The 13,375-nt window shown below is 47.2% G+C and carries 10 protein-coding genes; 1 reads left to right on the top strand and 9 read right to left on the bottom strand.

Going from position 1 to position 13,375, the window contains the following annotated elements; all coding sequences use genetic code 11:
* Positions 1–62 precede the first annotated feature (62 nt).
* The gene (locus PH235_RS06600; RefSeq protein ID WP_272161586.1) at positions 63–734 is read left to right on the top strand and encodes a YigZ family protein; all 672 of its coding nucleotides are present in this window, start codon (positions 63–65) and stop codon (positions 732–734) included.
* 57 nt (positions 735–791) lie between these two features.
* On the opposite strand, the gene PH235_RS06595 is transcribed toward PH235_RS06600, so the two are convergent.
* From PH235_RS06595 to PH235_RS06555, 9 genes are all read right to left on the bottom strand, one after another.
* A complete protein-coding gene (locus tag PH235_RS06595; protein WP_272161585.1) occupies positions 792–1,889 on the bottom strand; it encodes a glycosyltransferase family 4 protein in 1,098 nt (365 codons plus the stop codon).
* A gap of 100 nt (positions 1,890–1,989) precedes the next feature.
* Positions 1,990–3,879 (bottom strand): LTA synthase family protein, encoded by a 1,890-nt coding sequence (locus PH235_RS06590; RefSeq protein ID WP_272161584.1) that lies wholly within the window; start codon positions 3,877–3,879, stop codon positions 1,990–1,992.
* Between the two features lie 25 nt (positions 3,880–3,904).
* On the bottom strand, positions 3,905–4,738 hold the full coding sequence (gene nadE / locus PH235_RS06585; RefSeq protein WP_272161583.1) for an ammonia-dependent NAD(+) synthetase: 834 nt from the start codon (positions 4,736–4,738) through the stop codon (positions 3,905–3,907).
* A gap of 29 nt (positions 4,739–4,767) precedes the next feature.
* Positions 4,768–6,252: a nicotinate phosphoribosyltransferase gene (locus PH235_RS06580; RefSeq protein ID WP_272161582.1), complete on the bottom strand. Its 1,485-nt coding sequence runs from the start codon at positions 6,250–6,252 to the stop codon at positions 4,768–4,770.
* 275 nt (positions 6,253–6,527) lie between these two features.
* Positions 6,528–7,922, bottom strand: coding sequence for a sugar transferase (locus tag PH235_RS06575; protein WP_272161581.1), 1,395 nt, complete (start codon positions 7,920–7,922; stop codon positions 6,528–6,530).
* Between the two features lie 243 nt (positions 7,923–8,165).
* Positions 8,166–9,425, bottom strand: coding sequence for an argininosuccinate synthase (locus tag PH235_RS06570; RefSeq protein ID WP_086629429.1), 1,260 nt, complete (start codon positions 9,423–9,425; stop codon positions 8,166–8,168).
* 241 nt (positions 9,426–9,666) lie between these two features.
* Positions 9,667–11,568 (bottom strand): PTS fructose transporter subunit IIABC, encoded by a 1,902-nt coding sequence (locus PH235_RS06565; RefSeq protein WP_272161580.1) that lies wholly within the window; start codon positions 11,566–11,568, stop codon positions 9,667–9,669.
* An 18-nt stretch (positions 11,569–11,586) separates the two neighbouring features.
* On the bottom strand, positions 11,587–12,501 hold the full coding sequence (gene pfkB / locus PH235_RS06560) for a 1-phosphofructokinase (RefSeq protein ID WP_272161579.1): 915 nt from the start codon (positions 12,499–12,501) through the stop codon (positions 11,587–11,589).
* Positions 12,501–13,250 (bottom strand): DeoR/GlpR family DNA-binding transcription regulator, encoded by a 750-nt coding sequence (locus PH235_RS06555; RefSeq protein ID WP_272161578.1) that lies wholly within the window; start codon positions 13,248–13,250, stop codon positions 12,501–12,503. The genes pfkB and PH235_RS06555 overlap by 1 nt, the downstream gene beginning before the upstream one ends.
* Between the last annotated feature and the right edge of the window lie 125 nt (positions 13,251–13,375).

Genomic DNA, 13,375 nt, shown 5'->3' with positions numbered 1-13,375 from the left:
GGCCTGTCATCCGAGCGTCTCTGTGGTAAAATGAGAATAAAAAAACTTGGAGGGGAAAGGATATGCTGACAACCTATCACACTATCGCAGAGAGCGGCGTTACAGAAATCATCATCAAGGGTTCCCGCTTCATCTGCAGCCTCAAACGTGTCCATTCCGAGGACGAGGCCAAAGCCTTCATCCAAGCCGTCAAAAAAGAGCATTGGAAAGCGACGCACAACTGTTCCGCTTACCTGATCGGCGACCAGAACGAAATCCAGCGCGCCCATGACGACGGCGAGCCATCCGGAACAGCTGGCGTCCCGATGCTGGAAGTGCTCAAGAAAAACGATCTGCGTTACGTCGCAGCCGTCGTCACCCGCTATTTCGGCGGGACAAAGTTGGGGGCCGGCGGTTTGATCCGCGCCTACAGCCGATCCGTGTCGACCGCACTGAAGGACATCGGCATTGTTGTCCGCTGCCTCCAGACAAAAGTCGGCTGCATCGTTTCCTATTCCTCATCCGGAAAATTGGAGAATTACTTGGCGCAGTCGCCCTACACTCTGATTGAGGCCCAATACACCGACCAGGTTTGTTTTTTGTGCGGCATCCCTACTGAGGACATCAGCCATTTCCAGGATGCTGTTACGGATGTCATGAATGGCCGTGTCGTCTTTGAAATCGGCGAGGAGGACTATGTGGAGCGTCCGGTCTCCCCAGCTTACGACGATGCCGATGAAGGCGAAATCGAATAGATTTTGAATAAAAAAATGAACAAGCGCGTGATAGCCTATCTGGCTCTCATGGCTTGTTCATTTGTTTTTGTCGTCCTTTTCCCTCAAAAGGCGGTACAATGTCTTGCGCAACTTGGAGCGGTTGCTGTCCAACAAATTGAAGGAAGCGATGAAGAGCACCACGCCGTAAATCAAACCGACTACCAAAACTACCGTCCCCCAGAATGAAGAAATTGGGAACAGTACGGCAGTCAAAGAAAAGATGATCGCCAACGCGTAGATGACCAAAACGGTCTGACGGTGCGTAAAACCTAAGCGCAGCAAACGGTGGTGCAGATGGCTTTTATCCTTCGCGCTGATGGATCGCTTATGCAAGGTCCGGCGAAGGACGGCGGCGATCGTGTCAGTCAACGGAACCCCGAGAATGGCCACCGGAATCAATAGCGATACAAAGGTGGCATGTTTCAAGTCGAACAAGGACAGCACCGCAATCATAAATCCTATAAACAACGACCCCGTATCCCCCAGGAAAATGGAGGATGGATAAAAGTTGAACGGCAAAAAACCCAGCAGGCTCGCAACCAAAAGGAAAATCATGGCGACATTGATGACACCCATATTATCGGTGAAAAAATAACTTACGAGACCCATCGTCGAAAGGGAGATGATCGAAGTGCCCGTTGCCAGCCCATCCAGCCCATCCATCAGATTCACCGCATTCGTGATGACCACAATCCACAGCATCATCACCAAGTAACCCGCTTCATGGAATTCGATCGTCCCGAAATAACTTAGTGTCAGGCTGTCTATTTTGATGCCCGAAAAGAAATACAGGACGTTCGCTGCAGAAAGGATACCGATCATTTTTTGCCAAGGCCTCAAGTCATAATAATCATCGATGATTCCCGTGACCAGGATAATCAACGAACTCAAAAAAATGATGCCCGCAAAGCCTGAACGAACATTCAGTGGGATCCCTAGAAAATAGACACCCCAAAAAGCCAAGAATATGGCTACGCCTCCCATCGTCGGCGTCTCCTTGATATGCACTTTCGCTTTGGATGGCTTATCCGTCCAGCGGAACCGTCTCGCTGCTGCACGGAAAAGATAAGTGAACAACATACTCACCAATATCGTAGTACAAAAAAGGAGTACAAAACGTATAATAAACCTCATCGAACCCCTCCTTTCGCCCTTTATCCCCTTAATCATAGGCGATTCCGGCCCTACATGCAAATCCACTCCCGCAAAAGGCACTAGTATGCGGCAACCTGTTTCAATCGTTCATTTGGAAAAAACCGTTTAATTCCGCATACCGGTTTCCGGTGGTGATATCGTACTGGATCAGATCATAATCCGCCAAGAGGCTTCTTGCCTGCTCGGACAATTCCTCCCGGCTCGAGACATATTCACCTGTATCGCCATTCACATACATTGTCTTTTCAAAAGCCGGCACCTGTTCCTGCAGCGCCATCAACAAGGCTTCAAAGGCTGTGACACGGCTGCCGCTCAGTTCCAGCACTTCCGGGAAGAAATAGATGGGACTGGTGACCCCCAGATCCTTGCGGACTTCGTCTGTGTTGCTGTAAATGAACATAGGCGTTTCATGCATATTTTGGATCGTGTTCAGCGCATAAAGATCTTCGCCGAAAACGCTGGGCCAATGATCCCCCCAAAACACGACGACTGTCGGCTCGTCCCACTCTTGGAGAGCAGCCAACAGATCCGCCAACGCCTGATCGCTGTACTGCAGATCCTGCAGATAGTTCCGGATCGTCCGGCTGGCTATACCGGTTTCCGCAGCAGATGGCATTACCGTGTATTTGTTTTGGTACGGCGTATGGTTCTGCATCGTCACCAAATGGATAAAATCTTTTTCCTCGCTGGCTTTGAGGATAGCCATTATTTCAGCATAAGCGGCTTCATCCGAAATGTACGGATTGTTATCCAGCTTGTCCGTATTTTTCATCGTGTCCTCGTAGAGGAAGGAATCAAACCCCAAAGTCTCATAGTTCTCCAACCGCTTATACATGGTCGTGTTGTAGGGATGGATGGCTGTCGTAAGGAATCCGGCTTCTTCCAACCGGGACACGACGGAAGGGAAATCGTCTTGGGAGGACAGGAATTGCGTATACGGTGTCGTGATGTTCGCGGCAAACGGCTCCATCGAAAATCCCGTCAAAGCCTCAAATTCGATATTAGCAGTTCCACCGCCATAGCCTTGGGATAACAGCTCGCCGCTGTAGCTCGTATCCATCAACGCTCGCGTGAACGGAATCGGATCGCTTTGCAGATCCAGTCCTTCCAATTCAAGCGGGTCCGTAAAGCTTTCATTCATGATGTAGATAACATTCGTTTTGGGCAACGCAGCTGTTCTTTCTGAGTTGATTTCGTCAGCAAGTTGCTGATAGGTTACCTTCAACTCATCGATTTTTTCCTGTGAATAATCCGTCGGCAGCTCCATCGGCGCAGCCGAAAGGTTATATAGGAAGCCGGCCACAAAGCCGGTGTTGTAGTAATTCATTTGTTGGCTGTACGGGATCCAATAGGCCGTCCGGTCATAAGCTTTCTTCAGCAGGTTGCCTTCCTGTTGGAACTGGCCTGCATAGCTGAGTGCGATGCTTGTTGAAATGAGCAACAACACACGTGCTTTCCATCCCAATTTCACGGATTTCTTGGACTTTGCCTGACGAAGCGAAAAAAATATGAATACCAGAAATAGGATTAATGCCAAACTTAATGCCGCCAACGTCCGGCCATTCAGCATCTCCAAAAGGAATGCGGCCTCCGTCAGCATCTTCAAGTCGCTCGGATAAACAGGCTCGTTGCGCTGCAGCATCTTTTCATAGGTCGCCATCCCGAGGATTCCTCCCGACAGCAACAGCAGTGCGTTCGTCCAGCGGATGTTCCCCACCAACGCCCAAAGCCATAGCCCCAACGTCAATAATACACCCGTGCTGATAAGGAACTTTTCTGTATGCCAAGCAAATACAAAATTCACAACCAGTCCGGCATCCAGCTCGTTTTGGGTCCATTGAAGATAGAGATGAACCACGAATACGGTCGCCAACAAGCTGAAGCAGTGCAAGAGCAGGAGATGCCTCCTGCTCTTGCACTGCAGCTCTTGATTTTCTTTCATCATTTTAAATTTTTTGCTGATTTTCACTGCACAACCCCACTATCTGAACAGATTAGGCTTCTTTCCAAAAACTGTCATAGACCGTGATCGGCAAGTGACGTTTATGCTCTGTCTTTGTGTACCAGCCTTCGATGACTTCAGCCTCTTTATCCGGTATTTCCTTGCCTTCCAGATATGCGTCGATCATCTCGTACGTGACTCCGAGAGCCACTTCATCAGGCAAAGCAGGACGGTCTTCTTCCAAGTCCGCTGTCGGTACTTTTTCGTAGAGCTGCGTCGGTGCGCCCAGTTCTTTCAATAGTTGACGGCCTTGACGTTTGTTCAAGCGCCAAATCGGCAACAAGTCGGCCGCGCCGTCCCCAAATTTCGTGAAGAAACCGGTCACGGATTCTGCCGCATGGTCAGTCCCCAAAACCGCTCCGCTGCTGTCGCCCGCTATCGCGAACTGAACGATCATGCGTTGACGTGCTTTGATGTTTCCTTTGTTGAAGTCGGTGATGGTCAGGCCGGCTTCTTCAAGTGCATCGAGTGCGGCGTCAGCCATTTCTTTGATGTTCACGACCAATTTTTGGTCCGGTGAAATGAAGGCTAGTGCAGCCTGAGCATCGTGCTCATCGAATTGAATGCCGTACGGAAGGCGAACAGCAATAAATTGGTAACTGTCATCGCCTGTCTCATCACGCATTTCCTGAATCGCCAACTGGGCTAACCGCCCCGTCAAAGTTGAGTCTTGTCCTCCACTGATGCCTAAAACGAATGCCTTCAAAAATGGGTGTGCCGCCAAATAATCTTTCATGAAATCGATGCTGATGCGGATTTCCTCTTTTGGATCGATTTCCGGTTTCACTCTTAATGCAGCAATAATTTCTTTTTGTAATGGACGCATGCCTATTCCCCCTTGATTGATCTGATTGGCTATTTAGTGCTTTCCAATAATGCGGCTTCTTCCTTGATTTGTTTCTTGATGTCTTTGATGGTGGACATTTTATGATCGTACGTCTTCTGTGACAAGTCGACAGGATAGTCTTCCGGATTCAGGATACGTTTGTATTCATCCCATAAACCGCTCATCTGCGCTTCCGAGAAGGCTTTTACTTCCTGGAGCGAAGGCAATGCATAAACCAGTTCACCGTCCACGATGATGTCCTGCAGAACGGGACGCGCCTCAAAGTCAGTGATGGTCTTGTTGATGTAAGTGAAGACCGGATGGAACATATACAGTTCCGCCTCTTGATCGGGCTTTTCTTCCCAAAGCGCAATGTAATCCCCTTCCGACTTGCCGTCACGCTTGCGGGTGATCCGCCACACTTGTTTTTTGCCTGGTGTGGAGACTTTTTCGGCGTTGCTGGAGATCTTCATCGTGTCGACCATTTTGCCGCTCTCATCCGCAATCGAAACCAATTTGTAGACCGCTCCAAGCGCCGGTTGGTCAAAGGCGGTGATCAGCTTCGTGCCTACGCCCCAGACATCTATTTTTGCGCCTTGCATCTTCAGGTTCAGAATGGTCAATTCATCCAAGTCGTTCGATGCGTAGATTTTCGCGTCTATAAAGCCTGCCTCGTCCAATTGCTGACGGACTTTTTTGGAAATGTAGGCCATGTCCCCGCTGTCTATGCGCACGCCAAGGAAGTTGATCTTATCGCCCATTTCCCTCGCCACCTTGATGGCATTCGGCACACCCGATTTCAACGTATCATAGGTATCCACCAGGAATACACAATCCTTGTGGGAACGCGCATATGCCATGAAGGCATCATAATCGTTGCGGTAGACTTGCACCATCGAATGGGCATGGGTACCCGAAGCTGGAATGCCGAACATTTTGGCGGCACGGACATTGCTCGTGGCATTGAATCCCGCGATGTAGGCTGCGCGTGTGCCCCAGATGGCGGCATCCATTTCCTGCGCTCTTCTGGAACCGAATTCCATCAACGGCTCGTCATCGCAGACATAGCGCAGACGTGCGGCTTTTGTCGCTATCAGCGTTTGGAAATTCACGACATTCAATAATGCCGTTTCGATCAATTGGCATTCCGCCAACGGACCTTCCACCTGGACGATCGGTTCATTGGCGAAGACGAGGTCCCCCTCCAGAGCGGAACGGATTGTGCCCGAGAAACGGAAATTTTTCAGATACTCCAAAAAACCTTCTTCGTAGCCGACATGCTCACGCAAATAGGCGATGTCCGTATCCGTAAAGCGTAAATTCTGGATATAGGATACGAAGCGTTCAAGCCCCGCATAGACTGCATAGCCATTATTGAAAGGATACTTTCGGAAGTACAGTTCAAAAATTGCATGTTTTTCGGTAATGCCTTCATCCCAATAAGTCTTCATCATGTTAATTTGGTACAAATCAGTATGCAAAGCTAAACTATCATCGTTATAATCAAAACTCATCCAACTCACTCATTTCATCTTTGATCGTAGGCCTCCGCATCCTTTTACGGTCCTGCAGAAGGAAGTGCTCTATTTACCTATTGTAACGCAATTCCCCATACATTTCTGCTTTTTTGTCCAAAATCCATCAGATTGATTATAGTGATCAGCCCGCATTCCCGCAAATACAACCGGCATTTCCGTGTAAACAAAAAACCATCCTGGCGGGCGAAAAAACGCCCGGTGGATGGTTTTTTGTTTATTCAAGGCAAAGCAGGCTTGTCCCGCTTTTCTATTTAATAAATGACTCTGATGCCGCGTGCTTCAATCTCTTGCTCGGACAGGATCTCCCGTTCGCTTTCATCCACTCCGCGGGATGATACTTTATCAAACAAGATTTTGACGGTCTGCAGCATGATTTTCAGATCCAGTATCAAGGAATACTTCTTGATGTAGATCAGATCGAAATTCAGCTTGCTGTTGAAGTCGGAAGCGTACTTCCCGTACACTTGCGCATATCCGGTAATTCCGGCGCGGACGTTGTGGCGCAGGTAATAATGCGGGTTCAGTTCCTTGAATTGATCAACGAAGAAAGGACGTTCCGGCCGGGGACCGACCAAGGACATATCGCCCAGCAATACGTTGAACAACTGCGGCAGTTCATCGATGCGCAGGGAGCGCAGATATTTGCCGACTGTCGTTACGCGCACATCATTGCTTGTAGCCAAAACTGGGCCTGAATCTTTCTCAGCGGTCACACCCATGCTGCGGAACTTCAGGATTTCGAATTCCTTGCCGTCTCTGGTGATGCGTGTCTGCTTGTAGAATACGGGACCTTCAGAACTTTTCTTCACCAAGATAGCCGTAACGGCCATGATCGGCGAAGTGATGACGATACCGATAAGCGCAACCGCAATATCGATGATCCGTTTCATAAGGCCATCTTCTGCCGAGATACGGAACGGGGAAACTTCGATGATGCTTTCATCCTCGATGTTCATCATATTCGGATTGACCATGATCAGATTCTCGAAACTCGTATTCAGGAACATCTTCTTCTCTTTGCTCGTCAACAGATCGTATATCTTTAGTTTTTCGGATTCTTCGATTTGGCTCGCTAAGTAGACGATATCAATCTCTTCCAGATGCCGCAGGACATTTTCGTAATAATCCGACAGGACGACATGCGTCACGACATGGCGGATGCTTTTTGTATTCGTGAAGTTGTCGACTGCTGCAAATACTTCTTTTTCCATCCCGACAATCATGACCCGTTTGCTGCCGCTCACGCGTTGGTACATTTTGAACACCATTACGCGGAACAGGAACAACAGGATCGTTCCCACAAAAAAGTTGATCAGAATGACCGATCGCGGAAATGCCAACCAGCGCCCGGCAAAAGTCAGCGCCATGATGATCAACGAAAGGACAAATTGCCCGATGACCGTTATGAACAAGAAGTCACTGATCGATTTGTTGTAAAAGATATACGTACCGAACAGGATATTGACGATGATGAAAATCACTGAGACATAGGCAATGCTGCCCTGAAAGGCGTCGAAGTTTATTAATGGTATATTTCTTCCGAATTTTAAATAAAAAGATAGCAGCAATGATCCGATGAACAATAGTACATCAATGATGCCGATGATAATTTTACGGGCTTTGTTCCATTCACCTGTTTGATTCACGCTTAATCTCCTCCTCCTTGAACTAGCTTAATATGAATGCATTCATTTTATCATAGTTTATTCTTTTGCGATATCAAAGTTTGGCAAGGCAAGATCTCGCGATTTAAGGTCCGGGCTATGTTTACACACTATAATAAAGGGGTTATTAGCCAACAACTAAAAAAAACGTCCTCATCAGGCTCTATTGCCTGATGAGGACGTTCCGGAGCGGACTAGCTGTCAACAGACACTAATACCGGTTGTTTATTTCAATAAATCTTCCAATTCTTCATGTGTCGCTTGATCTTCAGCTTGCTCTTTCATGACGCGGATGGATGTAGGCAATCCGAACAGACGGATAAATCCGGCTGCATCAGTATGGTTGTATACATCATCGCTCTCGAAAGTGGCAAAGCTTTCGCTGTACAATGATTTCGCGCTGACTACGCCAGCATCGGTGATGTTGCCTTTATAAAGTTTCATCTTCACGAAACCTTCGACATTCTGTTGTGTTTCGTCAACAAATGCAGCTAATGCTTTGCGCAATGGTGTATACCACAATCCGTTGTATACAAGCTCCGCATACTTGTTGGCAAGCAATTGTTTGTATTGGAAAGTATCTTTGTCCAGGCAAAGCTGTTCCAATTTGTCGTGGGCATGATACAGCACAGTTCCAGCAGGCGTTTCATAAACGCCTCTTGATTTCATGCCGACTAAGCGGTTCTCTACGATATCGATGATGCCGACGCCGTTCGCGCCCGCGATCACGTTCAATTTTTCGATCAGGGCGATGCCTTCCATTGCTTCCCCGTTCAAGCTTACCGGTATGCCTTTTTTGAATTCCAGCGTGACATATGTCGCTTCGTCCGGAGCTTTCTCAGGCGTTACGCACATCTCCAGAATTTTGTCGTAATCCGGCTCATTGGCTGTCATTTCCAGATCAAGGCCCTCATGCGATAAATGCCACAAGTTTTTATCTTTTGAGTAGTTTGTTTCCAACGTAATCGGAAGCGGCACGTTATGTGCAGCAGCATACGCAAATTCATCTTCTCTGGAAGTCAGTTCCCATTCTCTCCAAGGGGCGATGATCGTGATGTTCGGATCGAATTCTCGGATGCCGACTTCAAAACGGACTTGGTCGTTCCCTTTCCCTGTTGCTCCGTGAACGATCGCATCAGCATTTTCCAAGTGCGCAATCTCTACCATTCTTTTGGCAATGATTGGGCGGGCGAAAGAGGTCCCCAATAAATATTGTCCTTCGTACTTAGCGCCTGCTTGCAATGTCGGCCAAATGAATTCTTCAACGAATTCCTTCTTCAAGTCTGCAACATACAACTTCGATGCGCCACAGTTGATTGCTTTTTCTTCCAATCGGCTGTAGTCATCACCTTGTCCTACGTCTCCTACTACGGCGATTACTTCACAGTTGTTGTAGTTTTCTTTTAACCAAGGGATGATGACTGACGTATCCAATCCACCTGAGTAAGCCAAAACCACTTTTTTGATTGATTCCTTTGCTGCCATGCTTTTACCTCCTTATACAGATTTCAATATCCGTTGCTTTTATGCATGAACTGATATCTACATTTTCGTTTATTTAACAATATGCATTATAGCATATCTGCCATGAAAATCATCCCATTTTTTTACATTATTCTCATTTATCTGTCATACCGTTTTCATTTATGCATCTTACATTCGGGACATTAAAAAAGAGAGAACAGAAAGGAGGTTCCCAGTCTGTTCTCTCAATGAATGATTTAATTTATTTTGCGACTTGTTGTGTTTTATCTTGTTTCCAAAAACCTAACATCAATGCTGAAACGGCTGTACCGATCAACAAAGCCAGCAAGAACATCAACGGACGGTTAGCCAATGTGATTACGAACAAGCCACCATGTGGTGCAGGGATTGAAACTGCCCATAGCTGTGTCAAACCACCAGCAATCGCTGAACCAACGATGGATGAACCGATTACGCGCATCGGATCTGCCGCAGCGAATGGAATCGCACCTTCAGTGATGAAGGATAGGCCCAACAGGATGTTGGAAAGTCCGGATTTTTGTTCGATATCCGTAAATTTGTTTTTGAAAATCAATGTTGCGATACCGATTGCCAATGGAGGAATCATACCACCAGCCATTACAGCTGCCATCAAGCTGCCATCGCCAGTATCCGTGAAGATACCGATTGAGAAGGCATAAGCTGCTTTATTGAATGGACCACCCATATCGATTGCCATCATGCCGCCAAGAACAGCACCCAACAGCACTGCATTACCAGTACCCAAGTTTTCCAGGAAGGTGATCATAGCTGTATTGATTGTGGAGAAGACAGGACCTACCAAGAAATACATCAACAAGCCAGTGATCAATAGACCGAACACAGGGTACAAGAGAATTGTCTTCATGCCATCCAAGGTACGAGGCAATCCTTTAAAGGCTTTCTTCAGATAAACCATGATGTAACCGGCCAAGAAACCAGCAATCAACCCGCCCAAGAATCCGGCATTTGCTTGCACAGCCAAGTAACCGCCCGCCATACCTGGGAGTAACCCCGGACGATCTGCGATACTCATTGCGATGTAACCGGCCAAAATTGGAATCAGGAAGCTGAATGCTGCTCCACCAATTGCCATGAAGGAAATGAACAACGGGCTATCCGCACCGAATGACGTTTCGAACAGGAAGGAAATCGCAATCAGGATACCACCACCAACAACAAACGGCAACATGTGTGAAATACCGTTCATCAAGTCTTTGTAGACTCTTCCGATGATGGATTGCTTTTCGTCGCTTTCGCTAGCCGAGAAGATATCGCCTTCAACATTCAGTATTGGCGCTTCTTTACGCATTGCTTTTGTGATCAATTCTTCGGCTTTGTTGATGCCGTCGCTTACCGGTCTTTGAAGAACGTGTTTGCCGTTGAAGCGCGCCATTTCAACTTTTTTGTCAGCTGCTATGATGACACCATCAGCACGGCGGATTTCGTCGGCTGTCAAGGCGTTCTTGACGCCATCCGATCCGTTCGTTTCAACGCGGATATCGACGCCCATTTTTTCAGCCATCAATTTCAGTGAATCTTCAGCCATATACGTGTGTGCAATCCCTGTAGGACATGCCGTTACTGCAATGACGAAAGGTCTCTTCGTTTCGGTTGCTGCTACTGGAGCTGCCTTCGCTGCTGCTTCAGCTTGCTCTTTGGCTTCGCGTGCAGCTTCTGCTGCCGCAAATAACCCTTGCACTTCTTCTGGAGTGTTAGCTTTTTTCAATGATGCAGTGAAATCAGGATTGATGAGTAAACGGGATAATGACGCCAAAACTTCCAAATGAACATTATTTGCGCCTTCCGGAGCCGCGATCATGAAGAACAGATGTGCTGGTTGACCATCCAATGATGCATAGTCCACACCGGCTGCACTTTTTGCAAAAACGACAGCGGGTTTGATGACCGCTTTGTTTTTGGCATGCGGCATTGCGATGCCATCGCCCAAACCAGTGGACGTTTGTGATTCGCGCTTCATGATGCCCTCTTTGTAAACTGCAGCATCATTGATGATGCCATTAGCGGAAAGGCCTGAAATCATTTCATCGATGACGCCCTCTTTGGTTGTTCCTTGCAAATCCATAATCATCAATTCTTTTAGTAAGATATCATTGATTTTCATATTAATAAATTCTCCTCCCTATAGCTGACTGATAGTGACTTGTTTGACTAGAGCATCAATTTCTTCGCGTTTGGCTAAATCGTCGGCAAAAGCGGTCGCGCTTCCGCAAGCGATACTGACTTTGAATGCTTCCAACGGGTCGTGCGTCTTCATGTATGTCCCGACAAATCCGGCGATCATTGAATCTCCGGAACCGACTGAATTTTTAAGAACCCCTTTCGGTACCGTTCCATGGTAAACACCTTCCGGAGTGAAAAGGATTGCTCCTTTAGCGGCCATCGAGATGATCGCGTATTGCGCTCCAGCTTCAAGCAGCTTCTTCCCGTAAGGCAGGATATCCTCATCCGTTTCGAAAGTAGTATCGAACAATTCCGCCAATTCGTGGTGGTTCGGTTTTACCAATAAAGGATGGTAAGGCAACGCATTTTTTAATTCTTCCCCGGTCGTATCGATCAGGAACGGTACGCCTTTTTCCGTCAGTCTGTGGATGATGGTCTGATAATAATCTTCCGGCAGACTTGTCGGTTTGCTTCCAGCCAAGACTACGATGTCGTTTTCCGGATCAAGCGCATCGAATTGTTTCAGGAATTCTTCGGCGACTGCAGGCTCGATATTCGGGCCCGGGCCGTTCATTTCCGTCTCCATCCCTGACTTGATTTTGACATTGATGCGGGTCGCTTCATCCACATGCGTAAAGTGTGTTTTGCTGTTTTCTGCTTCCAACCAGTCTTCGATGTATTTTCCGGTGAACCCTCCAAGGAAACCTAAAGCGGTGTTTTCCACTTCCAGTTCATTCAGGATGCGGGAAACGTTGATGCCTTTGCCACCCGGCAGTTTGAAATCCTGTTGGATACGATTCACTTCACCCAACTCGATAGCGGGCAAATGGACGATGTAATCGATGGATGGATTTAATGTTACTGTATATATCATTATTCAGCCTCCCAAATAGTTGTACTGTCTTTCAGGTTACGTTTGATTTCCGACGGGACATTGTAGCTGATGATGCCGCAATCCTCAATGTCGCAGACCTTCACAAAACTGACTTGTTTGAACTTCGAAGCATCCGCTACGACATAGCTTTGTGCTGCATTTTCAATGGCTATCCGCTTGATGGCCGCTTCTTCGGTATCCGGCGTCGTGAAGCCATATTGATTGTCGATGCCGTTGATGCCAAGAAAAGCTTTGCTGAAACGGTAATTCCTCATTTGCATTTGGCTGACTGGTCCGATGACTGCTTTTGTCTCCATCTTGATTTTGCCGCCGATAAGGATCGTCTCGATTTGCATATCCGATAATAAACTGGCATGTGGGACGCCATTTGTGACGACGAGGATGCTCTTGCCTTTCAGGAAGGGAATCATTTCGTAGGTAGTCGATCCGGCATCCAAAAAGATGATGTCTTGATCGCTCACCAGTTGAGCTGCTTTTTCAGCAATCCGTTGTTTATCCTGAACGTTTTTGGACGTTTTATCTTCCATCCTGTCTTCAGCGGAAACACTATAGTTTCTCTTTGCTCCGCCATGGACACGAATCAGGAAACCAGCCTCTTCAAGAGTGCTTAAATCCCGTCTGATAGTGGATTCAGAACTTCCCGTCTGATCGACAAGGTCCTGCAGTTTTACGATATTGTCTTTGGCTAAAGTGTCTAGAATGATTTTATGCCGTTCTTCTGTAAGCACTTTCTATCACCTCTCGAACAAAAATATACCACCTACACGGGAATAAAGCAATCATTTTCCTTCAAAAACATTAACTTTCATTCAAAACCATCCAGAAGGGGATGTTCTGAAATTTTCGCTATAAG

The sequence above is a fragment of the Trichococcus sp. K1Tr genome, from assembly GCF_028309625.1.
GTDB lineage: Bacteria > Bacillota > Bacilli > Lactobacillales > Aerococcaceae > Trichococcus.
The sequence above is the reverse complement of the archived record's forward strand: the minus strand, read 5'-3'. Positions and strand labels throughout refer to the sequence as shown.

Bases quoted from the DNA above. Each gene is read 5' to 3' on its own strand.
- PH235_RS06600 (WP_272161586.1), top strand. From the start codon at position 63: ATGCTGACAACCTATCACACTATCGCAGAGAGCGGCGTTACAGAAATC.
- PH235_RS06580 (WP_272161582.1), bottom strand. From the start codon at position 6,252: ATGAGTTTTGATTATAACGATGATAGTTTAGCTTTGCATACTGATTTG.
- PH235_RS06570 (WP_086629429.1), bottom strand. From the start codon at position 9,425: ATGGCAGCAAAGGAATCAATCAAAAAAGTGGTTTTGGCTTACTCAGGT.
- PH235_RS06565 (WP_272161580.1), bottom strand. From the start codon at position 11,568: ATGAAAATCAATGATATCTTACTAAAAGAATTGATGATTATGGATTTG.
- nadE (WP_272161583.1), bottom strand. From the start codon at position 4,738: ATGCGTCCATTACAAAAAGAAATTATTGCTGCATTAAGAGTGAAACCG.
- PH235_RS06595 (WP_272161585.1), bottom strand. From the start codon at position 1,889: ATGAGGTTTATTATACGTTTTGTACTCCTTTTTTGTACTACGATATTG.
- pfkB (WP_272161579.1), bottom strand. From the start codon at position 12,501: ATGATATATACAGTAACATTAAATCCATCCATCGATTACATCGTCCAT.